The sequence below is a fragment of the Pseudomonas sp. ES4 genome, from assembly GCF_050586665.1.
GTDB lineage: Bacteria > Pseudomonadota > Gammaproteobacteria > Pseudomonadales > Pseudomonadaceae > Aquipseudomonas > Aquipseudomonas frederiksbergensis.
This window is the reverse complement of the sequence record NZ_JBOBDO010000007.1, coordinates 190,184-216,065: the sequence shown is the minus strand read 5'-3', so window position 1 is coordinate 216,065 and position 25,882 is coordinate 190,184. Positions and strand designations below refer to the sequence as shown.

At 59.9% G+C, this 25,882-nt stretch carries 22 protein-coding genes and 1 other RNA gene; 11 read left to right on the top strand and 12 right to left on the bottom strand.

Annotated elements, in window-relative coordinates; all coding sequences use genetic code 11:
• The first annotated feature begins 17 nt into the window (after positions 1-17).
• The 4 genes from zipA (at position 18) to ffs (ending at position 5,179) form a co-directional block, all read left to right on the top strand.
• Positions 18-872 (top strand): cell division protein ZipA, encoded by an 855-nt coding sequence (gene zipA, locus ACQ4OB_RS11350; RefSeq protein ID WP_074875062.1) that lies wholly within the window; start codon positions 18-20, stop codon positions 870-872.
• Positions 873-1,106: 234 nt separating this feature from the next.
• Positions 1,107-3,461: an NAD-dependent DNA ligase LigA gene (gene ligA, locus ACQ4OB_RS11345; protein WP_430955699.1), complete on the top strand. Its 2,355-nt coding sequence runs from the start codon at positions 1,107-1,109 to the stop codon at positions 3,459-3,461.
• A 155-nt stretch (positions 3,462-3,616) separates the two neighbouring features.
• The gene (locus ACQ4OB_RS11340; protein WP_430955698.1) at positions 3,617-4,783 is read left to right on the top strand and encodes a zinc-binding metallopeptidase family protein; all 1,167 of its coding nucleotides are present in this window, start codon (positions 3,617-3,619) and stop codon (positions 4,781-4,783) included.
• Between the two features lie 299 nt (positions 4,784-5,082).
• Positions 5,083-5,179: signal recognition particle sRNA small type (gene ffs / locus ACQ4OB_RS11335), an RNA gene on the top strand.
• Positions 5,180-5,361: 182 nt separating this feature from the next.
• On the opposite strand, the gene ACQ4OB_RS11330 is transcribed toward ffs, so the two are convergent.
• Positions 5,362-5,676 (bottom strand): helix-turn-helix domain-containing protein, encoded by a 315-nt coding sequence (locus ACQ4OB_RS11330; RefSeq protein ID WP_102616090.1) that lies wholly within the window; start codon positions 5,674-5,676, stop codon positions 5,362-5,364.
• Positions 5,677-5,959: 283 nt separating this feature from the next.
• Here ACQ4OB_RS11330 and ACQ4OB_RS11325 point away from each other — a divergent pair, with 283 nt between their 5' ends.
• Positions 5,960-7,660, top strand: coding sequence for a putative bifunctional diguanylate cyclase/phosphodiesterase (locus ACQ4OB_RS11325; RefSeq protein ID WP_430955697.1), 1,701 nt, complete (start codon positions 5,960-5,962; stop codon positions 7,658-7,660).
• A gap of 142 nt (positions 7,661-7,802) precedes the next feature.
• Here the strand turns inward: ACQ4OB_RS11325 and ACQ4OB_RS11320 are convergent, their stop codons facing one another.
• Positions 7,803-8,552, bottom strand: a complete 750-nt coding sequence (locus ACQ4OB_RS11320; RefSeq protein ID WP_102616088.1) for a substrate-binding periplasmic protein — start codon at positions 8,550-8,552, stop codon at positions 7,803-7,805.
• Positions 8,553-8,696: 144 nt separating this feature from the next.
• Here ACQ4OB_RS11320 and dnaX point away from each other — a divergent pair, with 144 nt between their 5' ends.
• The 5 genes from dnaX to ACQ4OB_RS11295 all read left to right on the top strand — a co-directional run bounded on the left by dnaX (position 8,697) and on the right by ACQ4OB_RS11295 (position 14,500).
• A complete protein-coding gene (gene dnaX, locus ACQ4OB_RS11315) occupies positions 8,697-10,787 on the top strand; it encodes a DNA polymerase III subunit gamma/tau (RefSeq protein ID WP_430955696.1) in 2,091 nt (696 codons plus the stop codon).
• 67 nt (positions 10,788-10,854) lie between these two features.
• On the top strand, positions 10,855-11,193 hold the full coding sequence (locus ACQ4OB_RS11310; protein ID WP_008028561.1) for a YbaB/EbfC family nucleoid-associated protein: 339 nt from the start codon (positions 10,855-10,857) through the stop codon (positions 11,191-11,193).
• Positions 11,194-11,469: 276 nt separating this feature from the next.
• Positions 11,470-12,504 (top strand): NADP-dependent oxidoreductase, encoded by a 1,035-nt coding sequence (locus ACQ4OB_RS11305; RefSeq protein ID WP_074875076.1) that lies wholly within the window; start codon positions 11,470-11,472, stop codon positions 12,502-12,504.
• A gap of 65 nt (positions 12,505-12,569) precedes the next feature.
• Complete coding sequence (gene recR / locus ACQ4OB_RS11300; protein ID WP_074875078.1) at positions 12,570-13,172, top strand: recombination mediator RecR; 603 nt, start codon at positions 12,570-12,572, stop codon at positions 13,170-13,172.
• Positions 13,173-13,351: 179 nt separating this feature from the next.
• Complete coding sequence (locus tag ACQ4OB_RS11295; RefSeq protein ID WP_430955695.1) at positions 13,352-14,500, top strand: acyl-CoA dehydrogenase family protein; 1,149 nt, start codon at positions 13,352-13,354, stop codon at positions 14,498-14,500.
• A 127-nt stretch (positions 14,501-14,627) separates the two neighbouring features.
• On the opposite strand, the gene ACQ4OB_RS11290 is transcribed toward ACQ4OB_RS11295, so the two are convergent.
• The 8 genes from ACQ4OB_RS11290 to ccoG all read right to left on the bottom strand — a co-directional run bounded on the left by ACQ4OB_RS11290 (position 14,628) and on the right by ccoG (position 23,163).
• A complete protein-coding gene (locus ACQ4OB_RS11290; RefSeq protein WP_102616085.1) occupies positions 14,628-15,176 on the bottom strand; it encodes an adenine phosphoribosyltransferase in 549 nt (182 codons plus the stop codon).
• Between the two features lie 79 nt (positions 15,177-15,255).
• A complete protein-coding gene (fnr, locus tag ACQ4OB_RS11285) occupies positions 15,256-15,990 on the bottom strand; it encodes a fumarate/nitrate reduction transcriptional regulator Fnr (RefSeq protein WP_008146816.1) in 735 nt (244 codons plus the stop codon).
• Between the two features lie 131 nt (positions 15,991-16,121).
• Positions 16,122-17,504, bottom strand: coding sequence for an oxygen-independent coproporphyrinogen III oxidase (gene hemN, locus ACQ4OB_RS11280; RefSeq protein WP_074880565.1), 1,383 nt, complete (start codon positions 17,502-17,504; stop codon positions 16,122-16,124).
• 192 nt (positions 17,505-17,696) lie between these two features.
• Positions 17,697-18,380 (bottom strand): sulfite exporter TauE/SafE family protein, encoded by a 684-nt coding sequence (locus tag ACQ4OB_RS11275; protein ID WP_008146819.1) that lies wholly within the window; start codon positions 18,378-18,380, stop codon positions 17,697-17,699.
• Positions 18,373-18,591, bottom strand: a complete 219-nt coding sequence (ccoS, locus tag ACQ4OB_RS11270) for a cbb3-type cytochrome oxidase assembly protein CcoS (RefSeq protein WP_074875084.1) — start codon at positions 18,589-18,591, stop codon at positions 18,373-18,375. Before ccoS ends, ACQ4OB_RS11275 begins: the two co-directional genes overlap by 8 nt.
• A gap of 22 nt (positions 18,592-18,613) precedes the next feature.
• Positions 18,614-21,064: a heavy metal translocating P-type ATPase gene (locus tag ACQ4OB_RS11265; protein WP_430955694.1), complete on the bottom strand. Its 2,451-nt coding sequence runs from the start codon at positions 21,062-21,064 to the stop codon at positions 18,614-18,616.
• A 135-nt stretch (positions 21,065-21,199) separates the two neighbouring features.
• Positions 21,200-21,739 (bottom strand): FixH family protein, encoded by a 540-nt coding sequence (locus ACQ4OB_RS11260; protein ID WP_076030363.1) that lies wholly within the window; start codon positions 21,737-21,739, stop codon positions 21,200-21,202.
• Positions 21,740-21,750: 11 nt separating this feature from the next.
• On the bottom strand, positions 21,751-23,163 hold the full coding sequence (ccoG, locus tag ACQ4OB_RS11255; RefSeq protein WP_430955693.1) for a cytochrome c oxidase accessory protein CcoG: 1,413 nt from the start codon (positions 23,161-23,163) through the stop codon (positions 21,751-21,753).
• Positions 23,164-23,633: 470 nt separating this feature from the next.
• On the opposite strand from ccoG, the gene ACQ4OB_RS11250 reads away from it, so the two are divergent.
• Positions 23,634-24,644 (top strand): metallophosphoesterase family protein, encoded by a 1,011-nt coding sequence (locus ACQ4OB_RS11250; RefSeq protein WP_074875091.1) that lies wholly within the window; start codon positions 23,634-23,636, stop codon positions 24,642-24,644.
• 70 nt (positions 24,645-24,714) lie between these two features.
• Here the strand turns inward: ACQ4OB_RS11250 and ccoP are convergent, their stop codons facing one another.
• Together ccoP and ACQ4OB_RS11240 are read right to left on the bottom strand one after the other, a co-directional pair.
• The gene (ccoP, locus tag ACQ4OB_RS11245; protein WP_430955692.1) at positions 24,715-25,698 is read right to left on the bottom strand and encodes a cytochrome-c oxidase, cbb3-type subunit III; all 984 of its coding nucleotides are present in this window, start codon (positions 25,696-25,698) and stop codon (positions 24,715-24,717) included.
• Positions 25,695-25,880, bottom strand: coding sequence for a CcoQ/FixQ family Cbb3-type cytochrome c oxidase assembly chaperone (locus ACQ4OB_RS11240; RefSeq protein ID WP_003175465.1), 186 nt, complete (start codon positions 25,878-25,880; stop codon positions 25,695-25,697). Before ACQ4OB_RS11240 ends, ccoP begins: the two co-directional genes overlap by 4 nt.
• Between the last annotated feature and the right edge of the window lie 2 nt (positions 25,881-25,882).

The window sequence follows — 25,882 nt, the reverse complement described above, 5'->3', positions numbered from 1 at the left end:
TAGAGGCACGGGATTACATGGAAATCGGTCTGCGCGAGTGGCTGATCGTCATCGGCATTATTGTCATTGCCGGTATTCTTTTCGATGGCTGGCGTCGCATGCGCGGCGGCAAGGGGAAACTGAAATTCCGTCTCGACCGAAGTTTGTCCAACTTGCCGGACGAGGACACCAGCGCCGAGCTGTTGGGCCCGCCCCGTGTGCTGGATACGCATAAAGAGCCGCAACTGGACGAGCACGATCTGCCGTCGGTGAGCATGCCTGCCCGTGAGCCGCGTGAGTCGGGTTCCAAGCGCGGCAAGCGTGGCCATGGCGAGCCTTCGCAAGGCGACATGAACCTCAGTCTGGATCTGGACGGCGGCCCGAGCTTCAGCAGTCGGGACGACGATTTCCCGGATGACACCAAGGCGTCGAGTTCGACCAGCGAGAAGGAACAACCGCAAGCCGAAGAAGTGCTGGTGATCAGCGTGATCTGCCGCGACGCCGCCGGCTTCAAAGGCCCGGCGCTGTTGCAGAACATTCTGGAAAGCGGTCTGCGTTTCGGCGAGATGGACATCTTCCACCGCCATGAAAGCATGGCTGGCAATGGCGAAGTCCTGTTCTCGATGGCCAATGCGGTCAAGCCGGGCGTTTTCGATCTGGACGACATCGACCACTTCAGCACACCGGCAGTGAGCTTCTTCCTCGGTCTGCCAGGCCCGCGTCATCCCAAGCAAGCCTTCGACGTGATGGTGGCCGCGGCGCGCAAACTGTCCCAGGAGCTGAACGGCGAACTGAAAGACGACCAGCGCAGCGTGCTCACCGCCCAGACGATTGAGCATTACCGTCAGCGCATCGTTGAATTCGAACGCCGCGCCCTGACCCAGAAACGTTGATTCAAAAGGTTGGAGCGGGCTCTTGTGGCGAGGGGGCTTGCCCCCGTTGGGCTGCGAAGCAGCCCCTTCATTTAGGTAGCTCCGTTATTCAAATACATCGCACTCTCTGGTTTTACGACTGCTTCGCAGCCGAACGGGGGCAAGCCCCCTCGCCACAAAGTGCAAGCCATCAGGCTATCGTGATTAGAAAATTGAGCAGCCTCGGCTGCTCTTTTGCTTTATGAGAGAACACCCATGACCGCCGCCAAAAACCGCATTCTAGAGCTGCGCGCTGAACTCGATCAGCACAACTATCGCTACCACGTGCTGGACGAGCCGAGCATTCCGGACGCCGAATACGACCGGTTGTTCCACGAGCTCAAGGCCCTCGAAGCGGCCCATCCCGAACTGATCACCAGCGACTCGCCAACCCAGCGCGTCGGCAGTGCGGCGCTGTCGGCGTTCACACAGGTGCGTCACGAAGTGCCGATGCTCAGCCTCGGCAACGCCTTCGAAGAAACCGACATGCGTGAGTTCGATCGGCGGGTAACCGAAGGTCTCGACCTGCCGGTGGGCGACTTGTTCGGCGGCGCGGCGGTGGAATACAGCTGTGAACCCAAACTCGATGGCCTGGCGGTCAGTTTGTTGTATCAGGATGGCGTATTGGTGCGCGGCGCGACTCGTGGCGACGGCACCACTGGCGAAGACATCAGCGTCAATGTCCGTACCGTGCGCAACATTCCGCTCAAGCTGCACGGTACTGGCTGGCCAGCGACCCTGGAAGTGCGCGGCGAAGTGTTCATGTCCAAGGCCGGTTTCGAGCGCCTCAACGCCACGCAGCTGGAAGTCGGCGGCAAGACTTTCGCCAATCCGCGCAACGCGGCGGCGGGTAGCTTGCGCCAGCTCGATTCGAAGATCACCGCCAACCGTCCGCTGGAGTTCTGCTGCTATGGCCTCGGTCAGATTTCGGCCGACATTGCGGATACGCACATTGGCAATCTCAAGCAGCTCAAGGCTTGGGGCATGCCGATCAGCCATGAGTTGAAACTGGCTCACGGCATCGCTGAATGCCTGGATTATTACCGCGACATCGGTGAGCGCCGAAATTCGCTGCCCTACGAAATCGACGGCGTCGTGTTCAAGGTCAACAGCATTGCCTCCCAGCGTGAGCTGGGTTTCCGTGCTCGTGAACCGCGCTGGGCGATCGCGCACAAATTCCCGGCGATGGAAGAACTCACTGAATTGCTCGATGTGGAATTCCAGGTCGGTCGTACCGGTGCAGTGACGCCGGTGGCGCGCTTGAAGCCGGTCAAGGTCGCGGGTGTGACCGTGGCCAACGCGACGTTGCACAATATGGACGAAGTGGCGCGCCTGGGCCTGATGATTGGCGACACGGTGATCATTCGCCGCGCTGGTGATGTCATTCCGCAGGTGGTGCAAGTGGTCATCGAGCGCCGTCCGGACGACGCACGGCCAGTACAGATTCCCGAGAAATGCCCGGTCTGCGGCTCGCATGTCGAGCGCACGCAACTGGTCAAGCGCAGCAAAGGTCGCGAGACCGTCAGCGAAGGCGCGGTGTACCGCTGCGTCGGTCGTCTGGCGTGCGGTGCGCAACTCAAGCAGGCCATCATTCACTTCGTCTCCCGTCGCGCCATGGACATCGAAGGCCTGGGCGAAAAGAGCGTTGAGCAACTGGTGGACGAAGGACTGGTGAGTTCGCCGGCTGATTTGTACGCGCTGACGTTCGAGCAGATTGTCGATCTGGAAGGCTTTGCCGAGTTGTCGAGCAAGAACCTGCTCAGCGCCATCGAAGACAGCAAGCACCCAAGCCTGGCGCGCTTCATCTACGCCCTCGGGATTCCCGATGTCGGCGAAGAGACGGCGAAGGTACTGGCGCGTTCTCTCGGCTCGCTGGAGCGGGTTCAGCAAGCCTTGCCGCAAGTGCTTACGTATTTGCCGGATGTGGGTCTGGAAGTGGCTCATGAGATTCACAGCTTCTTCGAAGATGCGCATAACCAGCAGGTGATCAAGGATCTGCTCAAGCACGGCATGCAGATTCAGGATCAGGGAGAGCTCGGCGCCGAGTTTTCCGCCAGCACTACGTTGGGTGGCTTCCTCGACAAGCTGCACATCCCTTCGGTCGGGCCGGGCGGGGCGCAGAAGCTGGCGGACAAGTTTGGTTCACTTGAAGGTGTTTTCAGCGCCGACTGGCTGGATATGCGCCAGGCACTGCCGGAAAAACAGGCCACTTCGGTTCGAGAGTTTTTTGCGGTTGCGCAAAATCGCCAGATTGCCGAAGCCGCCGAGAAACAGCTGCGCGATTTTGGCATGCATTGGCAGAGCGAGAAGAAAGTCGTCGAAGGCTTGCCGCTGGCCGGGCAGACCTGGGTGCTGACCGGTTCGCTGGAGTTGATGAGCCGCGACATCGCCAAGGACAAACTTGAAAGCCTCGGTGCCAAGGTGGCGGGCTCGGTGTCGGCCAAGACTCATTGTGTGGTCGCTGGGCCGGGTGCAGGTTCCAAGTTGACGAAGGCGAATGAGCTGGGATTGAAAGTGCTCGATGAAGAAGCGTTTGTCGAGTTCCTGAAGAAGCACGATATTTCTGTTTAGTCGATCGTTCCCACGCTCCGCGTGGTAACGCATCCCGTGACGCTCTGCGTCACAGCGGACGCGGAGCGTCCGGGGGCGGCATTCCCACGCAGAGCGTGGGAACGATCATCCGCGAGTAATGATCTAGTCTTGGCAAGCCTCAGGGAGAGATCGTCATGTACCGCTTCTTCGAACAGCTCAGTTCACGCATCGCCGCGCCTTTCATCGGCGAAAGCTCGCGCAACAGCAAGGTCTGGCAGTGCCGTTGCGGGCAGTCGCTGTTTTTTCGCAACAGCCAGTGTCTGGCGTGTTCCGCGGCCTTGGGTTATCAACCGGAGCAAAGCCGCCTGTCGTCGCTGCAGTCCGGCTTGCAGGCTGATACCTGGTTGCTCGACGCCGATCCCGACGCCGGGGGCTTTCGCCGCTGCGCCAACCTCGATTCCCCGGCCGCGTGCAATTGGCTATTGCCCGCCAATGACCACGATGCGCTATGCATCGCCTGTAGCCTGAACCACACCATTCCCGACCTGTCGATTGCCGAAAACCACGAACGCTGGCGCAAGGTTGAAACGGCCAAGCGGCGACTGGTCGCACAGTTGGTCAGCCTGGGTTTACAGGTGATTCCCAAAACCGTGGACGAAGAGACGGGGCTGGCTTTCGATTTCATTGGTGTCGACCTCGAAGGCAAGCCGCCAACCACCGGTCACGCCAACGGTCTGATCACCCTCGATATCAAGGAAGCCGACGACGCTCATCGCGAGCAGGTTCGGGTGCAGATGCACGAACCTTATCGCACGCTGCTCGGGCATTTTCGGCATGAAGTCGGGCATTACTACTGGGATCGGTTGATCGCCAACAGCCAATGGCTGGAACCATTTCGCAGCCTGTTCGGCGACGAGCGCGCCAGCTACACCGACGCTCTCGAACGGCATTATCAGCAAGGCGCACCGCTCGATTGGCAGCAACATTACGTCAGCGCCTACGCGACCATGCATCCATGGGAGGATTGGGCCGAAACCTGGGCTCACTACCTGCACATGATGGATGCAGTGGATACGGCGTTGGGGTTCGGAATGAGTGCCCGGGAGATGGATTTCGACTATCAGCCGTTTCCTCCAAGCACCCTCTACGACCCACAGCATCCCGGCGGCGCGGCGTTCCTGTCGTTCGTCAATGCGTGGATCGAACTGGCGGGCATGCTCAATGAGTTGTCGCGCAGCATGGGGCAGCCGGATTTCTATCCGTTTGTCCTGCCGCCGGCAGTGATCGCCAAGCTGCACTTCATCCATCTGGTGATCCAGCAGGAGGGCGGCCGGGCGGATGAGGTGTTGCAGGACTTGTAACCCCCCGCCACGGCGCTCACTTAATGTAGCAGCGGTCGAGCCTGCGAGGCCGCGTCCGGCTGCGCAGCAGCCGTAAAAACAGACCGTGCGGTTTTTCAGGCAAACCACGATCACCGTACTGACGACTGCTGCGCAGCCGAACGCAGGCTACGCCAGCTGCTACAGGTCGCGATCTTTTCAAGAGATATGCATGTCCTTGAAGCGGCACATATTTTTAATCCGCCCGAACGGTTGTAACTTCGTCTCAGATAGGTACAATGGCGCGGCTCGCCGTCAGGTGAGCGTCGTTATGGTGACCCCATCGGTCCCCCCGCAACGATTACCCGTGAACCTGGTCAGATCCGGAAGGAAGCAGCCACAGCGGGAACATTGTGTGCCGGGGTGTGGCTGGTGGGGTTGCCTCCATAACGCACCGCGAATCCTCTTTCGCGTTACCTGTCTCAAAAACACATACCTGTTGCTCTGCCATGGATCTCGTCCAGGGCGGTGTTTTCTCGTTTCCGCTTTTCAGTGCGAACATATAAAAGGAGGCCGAGCTGTCGAGTGCGACAGCTCGGCCTCCTTTTTTATTTTTGGTGCTAAGGCTTGGACAAGGCCTGGTCAACCGCTGCAATCAGCTTTCCCAGATCCTTCGGGGTGGCTTTATGTATGACACCGAACAGATACGCCCGCTGTTCATCTTCATCGCCTAAATCTGCGAAAAAGGCTTTCAGCTTCACACCCAACACATCGGCAAACAGGAACAAGGTTTCTATGCTGGGGGTGTAGGTGCCGGTTTCGAAGCGGCTGATGGTTTTGGGGTCAAAACCGGTTTTTTCACCGAGTTCAGCCTGAGTAAGCCCAGCGACCTTGCGGTAGCGCCGAATGGCCGCACCCAAACTTGAAATTTGCATCGCTTAATTCCCATTTAGAATCAAGAACTTAACGATAGATTTTTGCATTAGACAACTGCATGATCCATCACCTTGCTTTGCAAAATGTGATGCGTTTCGTAGAATCGCCGCGCGAAATGGAGATTTGGGGCCTTTAAGGTTAGTTGATCTCTGCTGTCAGGAGGCCATCAAACGCTGTTCATGGAGTGATATCGTGTTGCTGCGCATTATCTATTCAAACATCTCTTCCGGGCATCCTGCACTGGTCGAGCGGTATCACCGCTAGCCACAGCGAGCCTGACTCATGGATGAGAAATACCGCAGGGCCGTGGATGCCGCCGCGATTTTTTCCGAGACCGATCTGAGCGGCCGGATCACCCACGTCAATGATCAGTTCTGTGCCGTATCCGGCTACAGCCGCGAAGAACTTCTCGGGCAGAACCATCGTCTCCTCAACTCGGGTCTGCACTCCGCCGATTTCTTCGCGGCGATGTGGCGCACCATCGCCTTGGGCAAGGTCTGGAAAGGCGAGATTTGTAATCGCGCCAAGGACGGCAGCCTGTATTGGGTCGACAGCACCATGGTGCCGGTGCTCGATGACGCCACCGGGCGGGTTGACCGTTATCTTTCGATTCGTTTCGACATCAGCGAAAAACGCCAGTTGCTGCATTCACTGCAATGGCGGGTGGGGCATGACGTGCTGACCGGGCTGCCGAATCGCGCGTTTCTCTCGGATTTGCTGGATCAGGCGTTGGAGTTTTCCCGTCACGAAAACATCCCGCTGGCAGTTTGCATGCTCGATCTCGACGGTTTCAAAGCGGTCAACGATGGCTACGGGCATGCCAGCGGCGATCTGCTGTTGGTCGAAGTGGCCAAGCGTTTGCGAACCATCGTTCGCGGCGAAGATGTGGTGGCACGGTTGGCCGGTGACGAGTTTGTGCTGGTGTTGCGCTACGTGCGAGATCTATCGGAACTGCGTGCGGCGTTGAACCGGGTGCTCGGCGCCATTTCGGCCCCGTACTCGCTGCATGGCAAGGACGTCAATGTGTTTGCCAGTATCGGCGTCACCTTGTTCCCCGACGACAATGAAGATGCCGAAACCCTTTTACGTCATGCCGATCAGGCCATGTACGTGGCGAAACAACGCGGTCGAAATCGCTTTCATTTGTTCGATGTGTCGCGGGATCAGGAGGTCAAGGCCACTCATCAAACGGTCGGGCGAGTGCGCCAGGCGCTGGCTGGCGGTGAGTTGCGTGTGCATTTCCAGCCCAAGGTGAACATGCGTCTTGGCGAGGTTGTCGGCTTCGAGGCGTTGTTGCGATGGGAGCATCCGCAACGCGGCATGGTGCCGGTCCGTGAGTTTTTGCCGCTGGTGGCAGAAACGGACCTGATCATCGAAATTGGTGAGTGGATGATGGATCAGGTCTTGTCGCAGTTGCACCATTGGCAGCAAGCGGGGCAGGGCTGGCCAGTCAGCATTAATATTGCGGCACGACATTTCCAGCGCGCGGATTTTGTCGACCGGCTCAAGCACATGCTCGCCCGGCATGCCCAGGTGGCTCCGCAGATGCTCGATCTGGAAATCGTCGAGTCGGTGGCGATTGAGAATATTCAGCATGTCAGCGCTTGTTTACAGGCCTGTCAGGCGCTGGGGGTGCAGTTTTCACTGGGGGACTTCGGCACCGGTTATTCGTCCCTGAGCTACCTCAAGCGTTTGCGAACCCAAACCATCAAGATCGACAAGTCGTTTGTGCGCGACATCGTTAACGATCGTGATGATCTGGCCCTGACCATGGCGGTCATTGGCCTGGCTCGGGCCTTTGGCCGCCAGGTGATCGCCGAAGGGCTGGAAAGTATCGAACAAGGTGAATTGCTGCTGCGCCTGGGGTGTGAAGTGGCTCAAGGCTGTTTCATTGCCCGGCCCATGCCGCCCGCCGAAGTAGCGGGCTGGGTTGCGGGGTTTGTCGCGCCATTGCAATGGCAGGTGCTGGATCAGGTAAGCTGAATTTTTGTGGCCAACACCGGCCTCATGTGGGAGCGAGCCTGCTCGCGATAGCGGTCTTACATTCAACATTGATGGGGCTGACATACCGCTATCGTGAGCAGGCTCGCTCCCACATGGGTCTCGTGTCGATCAGAGGGATCGCTTAGGGTGTGCTTGGCTCGGAGCCTATATAGAGCCGGATGATGTCGTCGATTTCCCCGGACATTTTCATTCGTACCAAGGTGCGCAAAATTCGCTGCACCGGCACTTTGGGATCGTTGCGCACATAACAACCGACACTCTGTTCCTGCAAGACCGCCACGCCTTGCAGTTGCCGGCCAGGCAGCAGGCGCTGGTTGAACCAGTCCAGCGTCCATTGATTGCTCACGGCGTAGCGATAGCGTCCGGCCAGGAGTTTTTCCAGCACCTGCTCCTGGTTGCGCGCGTCTTCACGATGCAGTCGGCTGGCGTCAAACAGCGGTTGCAGGGTCGGATAGCTGTAGCCGAGTACCGTGCCGATGGGTTGTTGCGACAAGTCCGCAGGTATCACTGAGGTCAGCGGATCGGACCGGCTGATCAGCATGTCACGCTGAAACCACAGTGGGATGCTCCAGATGTAGTCCCCGGACTGATTCGGCAGCCAGGACTGCGCCGCATAGCAGCGGATATCGACCTCGCCGTGTTCCATGGCGTGTTGCACCCGCGCCCGCGGCAGCACGTGAAATTCGGCCGGCATACCGACCTGGGTCGCGAGGCTGATCATCACGTCGTGCAGGATGCCTTGGGTTGGATGCCCGCGTTCCAGTTGCGTCATCGGCATTGCCCAACTGTCGGGCACCACGAAGCGCAATGGCGGTTCGGCGCCAGCGATATTCAGGCTGATCAATAGCAGTGCCCCAAAGGCCAGCCGCATAAACGCTCCGGTACTGATAAAACCCGAGCCGATAAAAGCCCCCAAAAGACCATCTTAGCCAGATTAGACGAGCGCACCGGATGCAATTTTAGCCTTGCTCCGCTAGCATTAGCCGCTTGTGTTCCTTCGTTGCGACGGTTTTCGATGAGTTATCAGGTTCTTGCACGTAAATGGCGTCCGCGCTCGTTCCGCGAAATGGTCGGCCAGACCCATGTGCTCAAGGCTCTGATCAATGCCTTGGACAGCCAGCGGCTGCACCACGCCTATCTGTTTACCGGCACCCGCGGGGTCGGCAAGACCACTATCGCGCGGATCATCGCCAAATGCCTGAACTGTGAAACAGGTATCACTTCAACGCCTTGCGGCGAGTGTTCGGTGTGCCGCGAGATCGATGAGGGTCGCTTCGTCGACCTGATCGAGATCGACGCCGCGAGCCGGACCAAGGTCGAGGATACCCGCGAACTGCTGGACAACGTTCAGTACGCGCCGAGCCGCGGGCGCTTCAAGGTCTACCTGATCGACGAAGTGCACATGCTCTCCAGCCATTCCTTCAATGCGCTGTTGAAAACCCTTGAAGAGCCGCCGCCCTACGTCAAGTTCATCCTGGCGACCACCGATCCGCAGAAACTTCCGGCAACGATTCTTTCGCGGTGCCTGCAGTTCTCTCTGAAGAACATGACGCCGGAGCGCGTGGTCGAGCATTTGACCCACGTGCTGAGTGTCGAGAACGTGCCGTTCGACGAGGATGCACTGTGGCTGCTGGGCCGTGCTGCCGACGGTTCGATGCGCGACGCCATGAGCCTGACCGACCAGGCCATTGCCTTCGGTGAAGGCAAAGTCATGGCTGCCGACGTACGGGCGATGCTTGGCACGCTCGATCACGGTCAGGTCTACGATGTCCTGCATGCGCTGATCGAAGGCGACGCCAAGGCCTTGCTCGAAGCCGTCCGTCACCTTGCCGAACAAGGCCCGGACTGGAACGGCGTGCTCTCGGAAATTCTCAACGTGCTGCACCGTGTCGCCATCGCCCAGGCCCTGCCTGAAGGCGTCGACAACGGTCATGGCGACCGTGACCGGGTGCTGGCACTGGCCCAGGCATTGCCGGCCGAAGACGTGCAGTTCTATTACCAGATGGGCCTGATCGGTCGGCGCGACTTGCCGCTGGCGCCGGACCCGCGTGGTGGCTTCGAAATGGTTCTGTTGCGGATGCTCGCGTTCCGCCCGGCAGACACCGCGGACGCCCCGAGGCAACCGCTAAAGACAGTGGGGATCAGCCAGGCCACAGTTGATTCCGCAAATTCAGTGGCTGCCGCGCAGGTTGTTGCGCCGGTAGTCGCTGCGGCAGTTGCACCCGTCGCGCCTGAGCCGGTTGCGGCAGTGGTTGCTCCAGTACCAGCGCCCGAGCCTGAGCCTGAGCCGGTTGCGCCCGTCGTTGCGCCTGAGCCTGTCATTGAAGCAGCACCGGTCGAAGCCGTTGTCGATTTGCCCTGGAATGACCCGATAGAACCTGAAGCCGTTCAGCAGCCTGCCGTCGAGCCGGTGCTGGAAACCGCCAGCGAACAGCCCGAATTGCAGCCGATGCCTTTGCCGACGCCGGACAGCGCGGTGCCTGACGCGCCGGAGTGGGCCGCTACGCCGATTCCAGAGCCGTCGGTGGCCGACGTCGATGCCGCGACGCCGGGCATGGACCTGGACGACGAGCCGCCGCTGGACGAGGACTATATCGAGCCGGACATGGAGTCGGCTTACAGCTACCTCGATGAACTGGCCAGCGAACACACTGCCGAGCCAGCGCCGGAAGCCGAACCTGAACCGGCCGCCATGCCGGCCACTGGTCTGGCGGCGCAATGGTTGGAGCTGTTCCCGAAACTGCCGATCTCCGGCATGACCGGCAGCATCGCCGCCAACTGCACGCTGATCGCCGTCGAAGGTGACAATTGGCTGATGCACCTCGACCCGGCTCACAGCGCGCTGTTCAACGCGACTCAACAGCGCCGCTTGAACGATGCGTTGAACCAGTTTCACGGACGTACGCTGACCTTGCGCATGGAACTGATCAAGCCCGAGCAGGAAACCCCGGCCCAGGCCGCGTCCCGTCGCCGTGCGAACCGTCAGCGCGAGGCCGAGGAGTCGATTCATGGTGATCCGTTCATCCAGCAAATGATGCAGCAGTTCGGTGCGGTGGTCCGTAACGATACTATTGAACCTGTCGAGACCCTGGTCACTCAGGGCTAATAACTGAAGGTGTCCGGCCGAAAGGGCCGGGCGCTGTATTTATCCAAGTACTTTTGAGGTGATTCCCATGATGAAAGGTGGCATGGCCGGCCTGATGAAGCAGGCGCAGCAGATGCAGGAAAAAATGGCCAAGATGCAGGAAGAACTGGCCAACGCCGAAGTCACCGGTAAAGCCGGTGGCGATATGGTCACCGTGGTGATGACCGGTCGTCACGACGTCAAGCGCGTGACCATCGATCCAAGCCTGGTCGAAGGCTTGAGCGAAGACGACAAAGAGATGCTGGAGGCTGTGTTCGCCGCCGCCGTCAACGATGCCGTGCGCAAGATCGAAGCCAACAGCCAGGACAAAATGTCCGGCATGACCGCTGGCATGCAACTGCCACCGGGTATGAAACTGCCATTCTGATGCGCTGAAGCGTTTCGGATGGGCTACAAAAAAATGCCAGGCATCGCGCCTGGCATTTTTGTTTCTGCCGCACCGATCGTTCCCACGCTCTGCGTGGGAATGCCTCAATGGACGCTCTGCGTCCGCTTCGCAAGGGACGCCGAGCGTCCCGGGCCGCATTCCCACGCAGAGCGTGGGAACGATCAGAGCTGATGAGTCAGAAACATCGAACGCACCAGCGTCAAAAAGGTCTGCTCCCTATACCGCCGAATTCATCGATCAAAAGGAGAAGCTCACATGCCACAAGCATTGACCCTCAACCAACGTATCGTCCTGGCATCCCGCCCGGCAGGCGCGCCGACGCCGGAGAATTTCCGTCTGGAGCGCGTTGCGCTGCCGGAACTGGCTGACGGTCAGGTGCTGCTTAAGACCCTCTACCTGTCACTTGATCCCTACATGCGCGGACGCATGAGCGACGCGCCGTCCTACGCCGCACCGGTTGAAATCGGCGAGGTGATGACCGGTGGCGCTGTCAGCCGGGTCGAGCGCTCGCTGAATCCGAAATTCCACGAAGGTGACCTGGTGGTCGGCTCCACCGGTTGGCAAAGCCACAGCATCAGTGACGGTCGCGACATCATTCCGCTGCCGTCCGGGCTGCCGAGCCCGTCGATGGCGCTGGGTGTGTTGGGCATGCCCGGAATGACCGCGTATATGGGGCTGATGGACATCGGCCAGCCAAAGGAAGGTGAAACCCTGGTGGTGGCGGCTGCATCCGGCGCCGTCGGTTCGGTGGTCGGTCAAGTGGCGAAGATCAAGGGCTTGCGCGTGGTCGGCGTGGCCGGTGGCGCGGAAAAGTGCCGTTATGTGGTCGAGGAGTTGGGTTTTGATGCTTGCATCGATCACAAGAGCCCGAACTTCGCCGATGAATTGGCCAAGGCGTGCTCCGAAGGCATCGACATCTATTACGAAAACGTCGGCGGCAAGGTGTTCGATGCCGTGCTGCCGTTACTCAATCCCAAGGCGCGAATTCCACTCTGCGGTCTGATCGCGTCCTACAACGCTCAAGAAGCACCGACCGGCCCCGATCGACTGCCGCAATTGCAGCGCACGCTGTTGACCAAGCGCGTGCGAATCCAGGGCTTCATCGTGTTCGACGACTACGGTGATCGTCAGCCGGAATTCGTCAGCGCCATGGCGCCGTGGGTGCGCGACGGCAAGGTGAAGTTCCGCGAAGACGTGGTCGATGGCCTGGAGCAGGCACCCGAAGCGTTCATCGGTCTGCTGGAAGGACGCAACTTCGGCAAACTGGTTGTGCGGGTCACCCAGGACTGAATAATTGACGCTAAACAGAGGCGCGGGTATAAACCGCGTCTCGTTGTTTTGTCGGACTTTTCCCCATGAGCTTTAGCCCTTTGATTCGCCAACTGATCGATGCCTTGCGAATTTTGCCAGGTGTGGGTCAGAAAACTGCCCAACGCATGGCGTTGCAGCTGCTCGAGCGTGATCGCAGCGGCGGCTCGCGATTGGCCTCGGCACTGAGCCAGGCCATGGAAGGGGTGGGCCATTGCCGGTTGTGCCGCACGCTCACCGAAGACGACCTCTGCCCGCAATGCGCCGATACCCGTCGCGACGACACCTTGCTCTGCGTGGTGGAAGGGCCGATGGACGTCTACGCGGTGGAGCAGACCGGCTTTCGTGGTCGCTACTTTGTGCTCAAGGGGCATCTGTCGCCACTCGATGGACTCGGGCCTGAGGCCATTGGTATTCCGCAACTGCTGGCGCGGATCGAAGAGGCGGGCACGTTCACTGAAGTGATTCTGGCGACCAACCCGACCGTGGAAGGTGAGGCGACAGCGCATTACATTGCCCAGTTGCTCAACAACAAAGGCCTGATCGCCTCGCGCATCGCCCACGGCGTGCCATTGGGTGGCGAGCTGGAGTTGGTGGATGGCGGGACGTTGGCGCATTCGTTTGCCGGGCGTAAACCCATTACCTTGTAGCGTCTGAACTGACGCTTTCGCGGGCAAGCCCGCTCCCACAGGTATTGTGGCCACCGCAGATTCTGTGGGAGCGGGCTTGCCCGCGATGCAGGCGCCTTGATCTATCTGATTCAGACAATCTTCTTGAAAACCAAGCAAGCGCTCGGTTAACTTCGCTGAACCTTCAGTGGAGCTCGCCGATGCCTGCCTTTCAGGAATACTTCGACCCCAGCCACCAATTGGTCCGCGACAGCGTCAGACGTTTCGTCGAGCGCGAGATCCTGCCGGACATCGACCAGTGGGAAGAAGCCGAAAGCTTTCCCCGCGAGCTCTACCTCAAGGCCGGCGCGGCGGGGATTCTGGGGATCGGTTACCCCGAAGCCCTGGGTGGCAGCCACGAAGGTGATCTGTTCGCCAAGGTCGCCGCCAGCGAAGAGCTGATGCGTTGTGGCTCCGGCGGCTTGGTGGCGGGGCTTGGCTCGCTGGACATCGGCCTGCCGCCGATCCTCAAGTGGGCCAGACCCGAAGTCCGCGATCGCGTTGTGCCTCAGGTGCTCGCCGGCGAGAAGATCAGCGCCCTGGCCGTGACCGAGCCCTGTGGTGGCTCCGACGTCGCCAACCTGCAAACCCGCGCCGTGCGTGAGGGCGAGTTCTACCGGGTCAGCGGCAGCAAAACCTTTATCACCAGCGGCGTCCGCGCGGATTTCTACACCGTCGCGGTGCGCACCGGTGCGCCGGGTTTCGGTGGCATCAGCCTGCTGTTGATCGAGAAGGGCACCCCCGGTTTTACCGTCGGCCGTCAGTTGAAGAAAATGGGTTGGTGGGCGTCGGACACTGCCGAACTGTTCTTCGACGATTGCCGGGTGCCGGCAGGAAATCTGATCGGCGCTGAGAACATGGGCTTCGCCTGCATCATGGGCAACTTCCAGAGTGAACGCCTGGCGCTGGCGCTAATGGCCAACATGACTGCGCAACTGGCTCTGGAAGAAAGCCTGAAATGGGCTCGCCAGCGTGAAGCCTTCGGCAAACCCATCGGCAAGTTTCAGGTGCTCAAGCATCGTCTCGCCGAAATGGCCACGGCGCTGGAGGTGTCACGGGAATTCACCTACCGCCAGGCAGCGAAAATGGCGGCGGGGCAGAGTGTGATCAAGGAGATTTCCATGGCCAAGAATTTTGCCACCGACACGGCTGATCGGATTACCACGGATGCGGTGCAGATTTTGGGTGGCCTCGGGTACATGCGCGAGAGCCTGGTGGAGCGGCTGTACCGCGATAACCGGATTTTGTCGATCGGCGGCGGGACGCGGGAAGTGATGAACGAGATCATCAGCAAGCAGATGGGGCTGTGACGAGCTGATCGTTCCCACGCTCTGCGTGGGAATGCCTCAATGGACGCTCTGCGTCCGCTGTGGGACGCGGAGCGTCCCGGGCTGCATTCCCACGCGGAGCGTGGGAACGATCTAGCCCAGACGCCGCCTATTTATCAGACAACGCAAACTGCGTCAGGCAAAAAGTCGCAATCCCCATGTCTTCCAGGCGCTGCGATCCGCCCAGCTCCGGCAAATCGATGATCGCCGCCGCTTCATGAACGCGCGCTCCCATGCGTCGAACCAGGTTCGCCGCTGCAATCAGCGTCCCGCCCGTGGCAATCAGGTCATCGAACATCACCACCGAATCGCCCTCGCACAGGCTGTCGGCGTGGACTTCGAGGAAGGCTTCGCCGTATTCGGTCGCATAACCCTCGGCCAGTACGTCGGCCGGCAACTTGCCTTGCTTGCGGAACAGGACCAGCGGCTTGTTCAGCTGATAGGCCAGGATCGAACCGATCAGAAAGCCACGGGCGTCCATCGCGCCGATGTGGGTGAAGTCGGCCTCGACATAACGATGGGCGAAACTGTCCATCACCAGGCGCAGGGCCGTGGGCGACTGGAACAGCGGGGTAATGTCGCGAAAGATCACGCCCGGCTTGGGAAAGTCGATCACAGGGCGGATGAGGGATTTGATGTCGAAGGAGTCGAAGACCATCGTCGAGGTGTCCTGGCAGGCTGCAAACGACGCAGTATAACGGCGGCTGAACCGTTTCGCTCAGCCGCCGTCGCCGAGATCAGCCGTCCAGCGAGCCGCCGGCCAGGGCGCAGAGCTGGATCGGGTCGAGGATGTGGATTTCCTTGCCTTCAGCCGCAATCAGTTCGTTTTGCTGGAAGCGCGTGAACACCCGGGACACGGTTTCCACCGCCAGGCCCAGGTAATTGCCGATTTCGTTGCGCGACATGCTCAGGCGGAACTGGTTGGCCGAGAAACCTCGGGCGCGGAAACGGGCCGACAGGTTGACCAGGAATGTGGCGATGCGCTCGTCGGCGGTTTTTTTCGACAGCAGCAACATCATTTGCTGATCGTCGCGAATCTCGCGACTCATCACACGCATCAACTGACGGCGCAGTTGCGGCAGTTGCAGCGCCAGTTCGTCGAGGCGTTCGAAAGGGATTTCACACACCGAAGTGGTTTCCATGGCTTGCGCCGAGACCGGGTGTTTTTCGGTGTCCATGCCCGACAGGCCGACCAGTTCGCTGGGCAGGTGGAAACCGGTGAGTTGTTCTTCACCGCCATCGCTCAGGCTGAAGGTCTTCAGGGCGCCAGAGCGTACTGCATAAACAGAATCGAAGGTGTCGCCCTGGCGGAACAGGAATTCGCCCTTTTTCAGCGGGCGGCCACGTTTAACGATTTCGTCCAGCGCTTCCATGTCTTCCAGATTCAAGGAAAGTGGCAAACAGAGAGGGGCCAGGCTGCAATCCTTGCAATGGGCCTGACTATGAGCGCGCAGCTTTACTGGCTCGGACATTTCTTCAATCCTTGTGGGAAAAAACACACATAAGCCGTAAGGGTAACTCACGGGAGGACATTCAGGCACGCGGCGATTTTGTCGCAGGGTCGTAAAGTCAGCGTTTTATGGACCGGCCAGTGAGGTGACGGCTAGATCACCCGCGAAAACCGCTGGCGATTGTGCTGTTCCAGGTACGCGTCGAACACCATGCATACCGAGCGCACCAGCAATCGTCCGGCGGGCAATACGTTGATCCGTTCGTTATCCAGTTCGATCAGGCCGTCTGCAGCCATTGCCTGCAACTGGGGCCAGAGTTCGCCGAAGTAACCCTGAAAGTCGATGTTGAAGGCGTGTTCGATCTCGGCGAACTCCAGGCTGAAACTGCAGATCAGTTGCTGGATGACCGCACGTCGCAGGCGGTCATCGGCGTTGCACAGCAAGCCACGGTTGGTGGCCAGTTGCGCGCTGGCCAGCGTGTTCTGGTACTGATTCAGGTCGCTGCTGTTCTGGCAATACAGGTCGCCGATCTGGCTGATGGCCGATACGCCCAGGCCAATCAGGTCGCAATGACCGTGGGTGGTGTAGCCCTGGAAGTTGCGTTGCAGGGTCGACTCTTCCTGAGCAATCGCCAGTTCATCGTCAGGCAGCGCGAAGTGGTCCATGCCGATGTAGCGATAACCGGCCTTGGTCAGCTGCTCGATGGTGCCCTGGAGCATTTCCAGTTTTTGCGCGGGTGTCGGCAGTTCGTCGCTGTTGATTCGCCGTTGCGGCATGAAGCGCTCCGGCAGGTGCGCGTAGTTGAATACCGAGAGACGGTCCGGTTGCAGGTTGATCACCTCATCAACCGTGCGGGCAAAATTCTCGGGTGTCTGCCTTGGCAAGCCGTAGATCAGGTCAATGTTGATCGAGCGAAACTGCAGCGTGCGGGCAGCGTCGATCACCGCCCGGGTTTCCTCCAGGCTTTGCAGGCGATTGACGGCTCGTTGCACTGCCGGGTCGAGGTCTTGCACGCCGATACTGACCCGGTTGAAACCCAGTTCACGAAGCAGGCCCATGGTCGACCAGTCGGCTTCGCGGGGGTCGATTTCGATGCCGTAGTCGCCGGAATCGTCGTCCAGCAAGTTGAAGTTCTTGCGTAACTGGGCCATCAACTGGCGCAGTTCATCGTGACTGAGAAAAGTCGGAGTGCCGCCGCCAAAGTGCAGTTGCTCGACTTTCTGTGCAGGGTCGAGGTGGCAGGCGATCAGCTGGATTTCCTGCTCAAGGCGCTGCAAATAGGGCTGGGCCCGGCCGCGGTCCTTGGTGATGACTTTATTGCAGGCGCAGTAGTAGCAAATGTTCGCGCAGAACGGCACGTGCACATACAGCGATAACGGGCGCAGGGCTTTACGGCTGTCGCGCAGGGCGTGGAACAGGTCGAACGTGCCGACCTGGCCGTCGAATTGCACCGCGGTCGGGTAGGAGGTGTAACGCGGTCCCGCCAGGTCGTAACGGCGGATCAAATCGGTGTCCCAACGAATGGCGTCGAGCATCATGCGGGCATTCCCCCGGATAGGCTGGCAATGTCGGCGAGTCTAGGGGGCGCGGCGGCGGGGCATCTTGATTTGCATCAACGGTCAGGATTTGTGTTGTTGGTGCCGGCCTCATCGCGAGCAGGCTCGCTCCCACAGGGGAATGCATTTCAATGTGGGAGCGAGCCTGCTCGCGATGGGGGCGCCGCCGACCTAGTGGCCCATCAGCCAATGCTGATGCGGCCCTGGCAAGGTCCAGATGCCGAACAGGATCACCAGCAATCCGCCCGTCATCCGCACGCTACGTTTGCGTAACAGCGCCGTGACCCGCTCAGCCGCCAGCCCCGTGGCGAGCAGCACCGGCCAGGTGCCGAGCCCGAACGCGAGCATCAACAGCGCACTGTCCAGTGCATTGCCCTGACTCGCCGACCACAGGAGGGTGCTGTAAACCAACCCGCACGGCAGCCAGCCCCAGAGCGCGCCCAGCAGCAACGCGCGGGGGACGTTCGACACCGGCAGCAGTTTGTTGGCAACGGGCTGGATGTGCCGCCACAGGCCGCGACCGAGGCTTTCGATGCGAGTCAGGCCGCTCCACCAACCGGCGAGGTACAGGCCCATGGCGACCAACAGCAATCCGGCGATGACGCGCATGAACATCGCCGCCGGGCTGTTGGCCACCGCCCAGCCGGCCAGACCTATCAGCAGGCCCGCCGTTGCGTAGCTCAGGATTCGCCCCAAGTTGTAGGCCAGCAGCAGTCGAAAACGCCGGCTGCGTTGTTCCTTGGGAATCGCCAGGGTCAACGCGCCCATCAAGCCGCCGCACATGCCCAGGCAATGCCCGCCGCCGAGCAGGCCGAGGATCACCGCAGACACCAGCAGCGGCGCCAATTCAAGCATGAGGCGGCGCCTTGTCTTCCGGTTTGGCTGGCTGACCGCTGGCTTCGTCTACCGCGGCTTTGTGGTTCGGGTCCTGGTCGTCGAACAGAATGCTGTGGGCCGGGCCATCGAGGTCGTCGTACTGACCGCTGTCGACTGCCCAGAAGAAGATGTAAATGGCGATGGCCACGATCAGCAGCGCGGCCGGGATCATCACGTAGAGAGCTGGCATCTTGACTCCATGCCCGCGCGGCTCAGGCCGGCAGCGGACGGGTTTCTGGCGTGGCGCTGAGCGCAGGCGTGTTTGGCATGCGTGTCAGGCGCAGGGCGTTCAGCACCACGGTCAACGAACTGATGGACATGCCGATCGCAGCCCATACCGGGGTGATCCAGCCGAGGGCGGCGAACGGCAACATGAGGCCATTGTACAGCCCGGCCCACAGCAGGTTCTCGATGATTACCCGGCGGGTGCGTCGAGCCAGGCTGAAGGCTTGGACCAAGGCGTCGAGGCGGTTCGACAGCAGTACGGCATCGGCACTGGTTTTCGCCAGATCGGTAGCCGAACCCATGGCCACGCTGATGTCGGCGGCGGCCAGCACGGGCACGTCGTTGACGCCGTCACCGAGCATCAACACCTTGCGACCTTCCTTGTGCAACTGTTGCAGGACCTGCAATTTATCGTCTGGGCGCAAGCCGCCTCGGGCTTCATCGATGCCCAGTTCCGCGGCGACACTGGCGACCATCGGCGAGCTGTCACCGGACAGCAGCAATGTGCGCCAGCCGCGAGCCTTGCAGGCGGCGAGCAGCGCGGGAGCGTCGGCGCGCAGGCGATCGTCGAGAACAAACCATGCCAGCGGTCCCTGGCTGTCGCCGAGCAGTAGCCATTGGCCGGCTTCATCTGGCATCGAAGGCACGGCCGCGCCACTGAGTTCACAGACAAAACCCGGTTGACCGATGCGCAGGCGTTGTTCACCGACCAAGCCTTCGAGGCCTAGCCCCGGCGTGCTGTGGACTTCTTCGGCGGCCAGCGGCGCCCGGCCAAACGCGCGGGCGATCGGGTGTTCGGAGCGGTTTTCCAGGGCGGCGGCGAGGCTCAGGCATTGATCGCTGTTGAGCGCGCCGAGCGGGCGAATCGAGCGCAAGGCCAAGCGACCTTCCGTCAGCGTGCCGGTCTTGTCGAAAATCACCGTGTCGATCTGATTGAGGCCTTCCAGCACGTGGCCGCGAGTCAGCAGCAAGCCGAGTTTGTGCAGCGTGCCGGTGGCGGCGGTGAGGGCGGTCGGTGTGGCCAGGGACAAGGCGCACGGGCAGGTCGCAACGAGCATCGCCAACACAATCCAGAAGGCTCGTGCCGAATCCAGTTCCCACCAGATCAGGCCGATGACGGCCGCGGCAATCAGCGACAGCAGCAAAAACCATTGCGCGGCGCGGTCGGCAATTTCCGCCAGTCGCGGCTTCTCGGCCTGGGCGCGGTCTAGCAGGCGGACGATGGCGGACAGTCGGGTGTCTTGACCCAGCGCCAGGACTTCCACGGTCAGCGCGCCTTCGACGTTCAGGGTGCCGGCAGTAACCGCATCGCCTGGCATGCGCGGTTGCGGCAGGTATTCGCCAGTGAGCAGGGATTCGTCGATGCTCGATTGGCCGTCGAGGATCTTGCCGTCAGCCGGGAGGATCGCGCCGGGATGCACCAGCACCTGATCGCCGACGCGCAGTTCGCTGAGCAGGATCCGCTCACTTTGGCCGTCGGCACTCAGGCGCAGGCACGAGGCAGGTAACAGGTTGACCAGTTGTGCGGTGGCGGCGGCGGTGCGTTCGCGGGCGCGACGTTCGAGATAACGTCCGGCCAGCAGGAATAGTGCAAACATGCCGACCGCGTCGAAGTACAGCTCACCGACGCCGGTGATCGAGGTCCAGATCCCGGCGATGTAGGCACTGCCAATAGCCAGCGACACCGAGACGTCCATGGTCAGGTGGCGGGTGCGCAAGTCGCGCATGGCGCCTTTGAAGAAGGGCGCGCAGCTGTAGAACACGATCGGGGTGGTGAGAAACAGCGCGACCCAACGCAGGATGGTGTGCAGTTCGGGGCTGAGGTCGATGTTGAATTCCGGCCAGGTGGCCATGGTCGCCATCATCGCCTGGAACCACAGCAGCCCGGCGACGCCGAGCTGGCGCAGGGCCAGACGGTTTTCGCTGGCCAGTTGTTCGCTGGCACGGTCGGCTTGATACGGGTGCGCGGCGTAACCGATGTGGCGCAATTCGCTGAGTACCTGGCTCAGCGGCAGTTGCGCATCGGCCCAGCGCACATGCAGGCGATGGTTGGACAGGTTCAGGCGCGCTTCGGCCACTGCGGGCAGGCTGCGCAGGTGTTTCTCGATCAGCCAGCCGCACGCGGCGCAACTGATGCCTTCCATCAGCAGGGTGGTTTCGGCCAGTTCGCCTTCGTGGCGAACAAAAGGGGCTTGCACGTCGGCGCGGTCGTACAGCGCCAGTTCGTCCACCAACTGCACTGGCAGCGCTTCGGGGTTAGCCGATGACTCGCTGCGATGCTGGTAATAGGTTTCCAGTCCACCGGCCACAATGGCTTCGGCCACGGCCTGGCAACCCGGGCAGCAGAACTCGCGGGTTTCACCGAGGACGGCAGCGGTGAAGCGGCTGCCGGCCGGGACGGGCAGGGCGCAGTGGTAGCAGGGGAGTTGGGTGGTCATGAGGCGTTGTCCGATGATCGTTCCCACGCTCTGCGTGGGAATGCCTCCCCGGACGCTCCGCGTCCGCTTCGGCTGGGACGCGGAGCGTCCCTGGCTGCGTTCCCACGCAGAGCGTGGGAACGATCAGTGTAAGGCTTACTTCTTCAGGTCTTCCGCGCCTTGCAGCGGTTCATCACCCAGCAGCAGATCCTTGTCATGGCTGACCTGTTCTTCTTCGAACATGCGCCAGGTCTTGTCATCCTGTACGCCCAGCAGCTCTACGAAACGGCGTCCGTCGACTTTGTCGTTCACTTGGCCAATGTAGCGGCCCTGTTCGGTTTCGCTGCGTGCCAGGGTGATCTTGCGATCTTTCTCCGGCTGGGTTGGCGAAATCAGGTTCAGTTCCAGGGTTTTCGGTTGGCTGTTGCCGCTCAGGCGCAGGTCGACTTCGCCGGTCACGTCGTCCAGATGGATGCTGGCGCGCAGCAGCAGGGTCTGCGCCAGCAACTCACGGTCGAGGGAGCGGTTGATGCCTTTGCCTGCCTCGTAATAGTTATCGTTGACCAGGTTGTCCGGGTTGTTCACCGCGATCGTCACCATGGACAAGGTCAGGGTCACGGAACACGCCAGGATGGCGATGATGATCCACGGCCAAAGGTGCTTGTACCAGGGGCTTGCGGCAGTTGCTGTGGGCATGATCACTTCTCTCAACGAACTTGTGGGCCGATGAACCGGCTCTTGGCTTCAATGTGGACGCTGTCGTCATCGGCATCCTTGAGGATGAATTTCACCTCGTTGGTGCTCGATGGCAGTTTCTCCGGTGCGCTGGACAGTTCGACCGGCTGGCTGAAAATCTCCCCGGCGGCGACCTTGATCTCGCGCTTGCCTTGCAGCTTGAGGTCCGGCAGGCCAGTGGCTTCGAGCAGGTAGGTGTGGTCGCGCTGGTCCTTGTTCATGATCTTCAGGCTGTAGACGTTTTCGATCCGGCCTTCGGCGTTCTCGCGGTACAGCACGCGGTCCTTGCTGACGTCGAAACCGACCAGCGAACGCATGAGGAACGCGGTCATCAGCAATCCCATCATTGCCAGCAGCACCATGGCATAGCCGATCAGTCGCGGGCGCAGTTTATTGGTTTTTTGCCCGGACAGGTTGTGCTCGGTGGTGTAGCTGATCAGACCGCGCGGGTAATCCATCTTGTCCATGATGCTGTCACAGGCATCGATGCAGGCCGCACAACCGATGCACTCGATTTGCAGGCCGTCGCGGATGTCGATCCCGGTCGGGCAGACCTGGACGCACATGGTGCAGTCGATGCAGTCGCCCAGGCCCATGGCCTTGTAGTCGGCGCCTTTCTTGCGCGGGCCGCGGCTTTCACCACGACGCGGGTCGTAGGAAACGATCAGGGTGTCTTTGTCGAACATCACGCTCTGGAAGCGCGCGTACGGGCACATGTAAATGCACACCTGCTCGCGCAACCAACCGGCATTGCCGTAGGTGGCGAGGGTGAAGAAGCCGACCCAGAAATACGACCAGCCGTCGGCTTCGCCGGTGAAGAAGTCGATGGTCAGCTCGCGGATCGGCGAGAAGTAACCGACGAAGGTCATGCCGGTCACGAAGCCGATCAACAGCCACATCGAGTGTTTGCTGAGTTTGCGCAGGAATTTGTTGGCGCTCATCGGCGCTTTGTCGAGCTTGATGCGCTGGTTGCGGTCGCCTTCGGTGACCTTTTCGCACCACATGAAAATCCACGTCCAGACGCTCTGGGGGCAGGTATAACCGCACCAGACCCGGCCGGCGTACACGGTAATGAAGAACAGGCCGAAGGCGCTGACGATCAGGATCCCCGAAAGCAGGATGAAGTCCTGAGGCCAGAAGGTGGCGCCAAAGATGAAGAATTTGCGTTCCGGCAGGTTCCACCAGACGGCCTGATGCCCGCCCCAGTTCAGCCAGACCGTACCGAAATACAGCAGAAACAGCCCAGCACCGCCCATCATCCGCAAGTTGCGGAACAGACCGGTGAAGGCGCGGGTGTAGATTTTTTCTCGAGAGGCGTAAAGATCGACGCTGGTGTTCGCGTTCTTGGCAGGGGTGACGTCGTGTACCGGAATCTGATTGCTCATCATTGCATCCCACGGCAGTGGAAAAATGCCCCGGTCAGTACATGCCGACCGCGGTCAAAAAGAGGTGCTGCAGTGGCGCAATGATACGCCTGTAGCTCTAGTCCGGGGGTGCGACCTTTGGTCGCGTTGGGGAAAAATCACGAATGGTGTAGCAGATGTAACAAAACGTGATGCAGGTCAATTGACTTATTGAGTATAGCTGCCCGCTCAGCAGGGGTTGCGTCAGTGCGCCCGCAAGGGGCGTAACGAATCCGGTTTGCTTGCTGCATACCTTATCCGGCCTTTGCATTTATATGAGTTGTAATGCATAGGGCATATTTTTTATGTTTTTAACTTGTAAGTGTTGGGAAGTGTTGGACATATCTTCTGTTGATCTAAAAGGGCTAATCATTTGTTAATTGTCAGTGGTCGATATATTTTGCAGTTGCTGCCATTGGGTGGCTGATAAATATTAAACGAAATGGATTTCTATGAAGCTTTATAAAAAGAGTAAGTTGTTGGTGTGTTTTGCGTTGGTGATGGTTGTTCCCGTGGCCTATGGAGCCTCCTCTACAGAAACACCGCACCACCTGGTGTTTGCTTCAGACTCGCAATACCCCTGGAGTGATCTTACCGATCAAGACATCACCGACCCAAATAAGGAAGCGCGCTCAAAGGAACTAATAGAGTTGCAATACTCCGATATTTCAAGCTTCAGGAAGCTGAATGGCGGTGCGTCCCGTATACCGGTGATGATCAATGGTGACATCACTGCATTTGGTCATGGAGGCGAGCGCTCATACATAAAGTCGGTTTTCGATAACAAGCTGGAGGGCCTCTATGACTATGGTTTGGGTAATCATGACTATGCCAATAATGTGAATGAATGCTTCTGGAATAACTGTGCGGCGGGAAGTGTCAACGACCTCAAGGATCGTTACTGGGGGAAGGTCGAATCCATGGATCTGGCGGCAAGAAGTTCAGGCCTGGGAAAGATCTATTACGGCAGTCTCGCCTACTCGAAAAGTGTCGGGGATGTGCATTTCGTTCAATTGAATAACGAGCCGACCTATACCGTCAGTTTTAGCTCTGGCAATCCGCTTTTTCCCACAGACTTTGAAATCACGCCTGCGCTTGACTGGCTGGAGAACGATTTAAAAAAGGCTCGGGAGCAGGGCAAGATCATCATTCTGAATATGCACAAGGTTTACCGGTGGAACGGTAACGATGAGCAAATTTCGAGATTCAAGCAGATGATCGAGCAATACAAGGTGACGGCGGTCTTCGGTGGGCATGACCACTGGGGCGCGGGGACTTATTACTCTTGGGATCGAACCAAGCATTTTGGTGATGTGCCGGTATTCCTCAGCGGCTCCGCTTCGCAGCAAACGTATTTGATTGCTGATCTTTCCATTGAGAAGCAGTCGCTCACTGTCAGCGTCGTTCGAAACAGCAATTGGCCAAGTCGCAAAGTCGACAGGGTCATCCCGCTGCTCAAGTAAGCATGAAATGAAAACGGCCCCGTCAATTCTCATTGGCGGGGCCGTTTAGTGTTGCAGTCAGGCGTTTGCCTTACTGGGTGTCCGCCACTGGCGCTTTCTCACCGTGAGAGAGGCTGTAGACGTAAGCGGCCAGTAAGTGAACCTTGTCGTTGCCTTGCAGGTGTTCTTGCGCAGGCATCTGGCCCTGACGGCCGTAACGGATGGTCTGCTGCAGTTGCGCGAAGCTCGAACCGTAGATGAACGAGCCCGGGTGGGTCAGGTCGGGTGCGCCCATGGCTGGCGTACCTTTGCCGGCCGGACCGTGGCACGCCACGCAGTTGGCAGCGAACAGTTTCTGCCCGGCAACCGGATCGGCCTTGGTGTTTTCCGGCAGTTTGCGACCATCGAGATTGGTCAGTACGAACGCGGCAACGTTCGCAACGCCTTGTTCGCCGATCACTTCAGCCCACGCCGGCATGACCGCGTGACGACCGCCCATGATGGTGGTCTTGATGGTTTCCGCTTCGCCGCCCCAGCGCCAGTCGGCGTCGGTCAGGTTAGGGAAGCCGTAGGCGCCCTTGGCATCGGAACCGTGGCAGACCGAGCAGTTGGAGGCAAACAGGCGGCCACCCATCTTCAGGGCTTGCGGGTCCTTGGCGACTTCTTCAATCGGCATGGAAGCGAATTTGGCGAAGATCGGGCCGAACTTGGCGTCCGACTTGGCCATTTCCTTTTCCCACTCGTGAACGCCGGTCCAGCCGCTCTGGCCGTTGGCGAACGCGGTCTGCTTTTCGTTATCGAGGTAGTTGTACCCCGGCAGCAGGCCTTTCCAGTTACCCAGGCCCGGGTATAGCACCAGATAGCCGAGGGCGAAGATGATGGTGCCCACGAACAGCATGAACCACCATTTTGGCAGTGGGTTGTCGTACTCCTCGATCCCGTCGAAGGAGTGGCCAACCGTTTCTTCGGTGGCTTCGCTGCGCTGGCCCTTGCGGGTGGACAGCAGCAGCCAGGTCAGGGCGAAGATCGTGCCGAGACTGAGGACTGTGACGTACAGACTCCAGAACGTAGTCATTCTTTGTTACTCCTAGAAGCTTGCTCGACGTGCTTGATGGCTTCGGGATCATCCGCGAAAGGCAGCAAGGTCGCGTCTTCAAACTCCGACTTGCGCTTGGGGCTGAATACCCACAACGCCAGACCGATGAAGGCCACCATCACAACAACGGTGCCCAGGCCACGAATCATCCCGATATCCATCT

Excerpts from the sequence above, each read along its gene's own strand:
- zipA (WP_074875062.1), top strand. The coding sequence starts at position 18 with ATGGAAATCGGTCTGCGCGAGTGGCTGATCGTCATCGGCATTATTGTC.
- ACQ4OB_RS11250 (WP_074875091.1), top strand. The coding sequence starts at position 23,634 with ATGAAGCTTTATAAAAAGAGTAAGTTGTTGGTGTGTTTTGCGTTGGTG.
- ACQ4OB_RS11275 (WP_008146819.1), bottom strand. The coding sequence starts at position 18,380 with ATGCTTGAATTGGCGCCGCTGCTGGTGTCTGCGGTGATCCTCGGCCTG.
- ccoS (WP_074875084.1), bottom strand. The coding sequence starts at position 18,591 with ATGCCAGCTCTCTACGTGATGATCCCGGCCGCGCTGCTGATCGTGGCC.
- ACQ4OB_RS11240 (WP_003175465.1), bottom strand. The coding sequence starts at position 25,880 with ATGGATATCGGGATGATTCGTGGCCTGGGCACCGTTGTTGTGATGGTG.
- ccoP (WP_430955692.1), bottom strand. The coding sequence starts at position 25,698 with ATGACTACGTTCTGGAGTCTGTACGTCACAGTCCTCAGTCTCGGCACG.
- fnr (WP_008146816.1), bottom strand. The coding sequence starts at position 15,990 with ATGTCCGAGCCAGTAAAGCTGCGCGCTCATAGTCAGGCCCATTGCAAG.
- hemN (WP_074880565.1), bottom strand. The coding sequence starts at position 17,504 with ATGCTCGACGCCATTCGTTGGGACACCGATTTGATCCGCCGTTACGAC.
- ligA (WP_430955699.1), top strand. The coding sequence starts at position 1,107 with ATGACCGCCGCCAAAAACCGCATTCTAGAGCTGCGCGCTGAACTCGAT.
- ccoG (WP_430955693.1), bottom strand. The coding sequence starts at position 23,163 with ATGAGCAATCAGATTCCGGTACACGACGTCACCCCTGCCAAGAACGCG.
- ACQ4OB_RS11290 (WP_102616085.1), bottom strand. The coding sequence starts at position 15,176 with ATGGTCTTCGACTCCTTCGACATCAAATCCCTCATCCGCCCTGTGATC.
- ACQ4OB_RS11310 (WP_008028561.1), top strand. The coding sequence starts at position 10,855 with ATGATGAAAGGTGGCATGGCCGGCCTGATGAAGCAGGCGCAGCAGATG.
- ACQ4OB_RS11260 (WP_076030363.1), bottom strand. The coding sequence starts at position 21,739 with ATGCCCACAGCAACTGCCGCAAGCCCCTGGTACAAGCACCTTTGGCCG.
- ACQ4OB_RS11340 (WP_430955698.1), top strand. The coding sequence starts at position 3,617 with ATGTACCGCTTCTTCGAACAGCTCAGTTCACGCATCGCCGCGCCTTTC.
- recR (WP_074875078.1), top strand. The coding sequence starts at position 12,570 with ATGAGCTTTAGCCCTTTGATTCGCCAACTGATCGATGCCTTGCGAATT.
- ACQ4OB_RS11265 (WP_430955694.1), bottom strand. The coding sequence starts at position 21,064 with ATGACCACCCAACTCCCCTGCTACCACTGCGCCCTGCCCGTCCCGGCC.
- ACQ4OB_RS11320 (WP_102616088.1), bottom strand. The coding sequence starts at position 8,552 with ATGCGGCTGGCCTTTGGGGCACTGCTATTGATCAGCCTGAATATCGCT.
- ACQ4OB_RS11330 (WP_102616090.1), bottom strand. The coding sequence starts at position 5,676 with ATGCAAATTTCAAGTTTGGGTGCGGCCATTCGGCGCTACCGCAAGGTC.
- ACQ4OB_RS11325 (WP_430955697.1), top strand. The coding sequence starts at position 5,960 with ATGGATGAGAAATACCGCAGGGCCGTGGATGCCGCCGCGATTTTTTCC.
- ACQ4OB_RS11305 (WP_074875076.1), top strand. The coding sequence starts at position 11,470 with ATGCCACAAGCATTGACCCTCAACCAACGTATCGTCCTGGCATCCCGC.
- dnaX (WP_430955696.1), top strand. The coding sequence starts at position 8,697 with ATGAGTTATCAGGTTCTTGCACGTAAATGGCGTCCGCGCTCGTTCCGC.
- ACQ4OB_RS11295 (WP_430955695.1), top strand. The coding sequence starts at position 13,352 with ATGCCTGCCTTTCAGGAATACTTCGACCCCAGCCACCAATTGGTCCGC.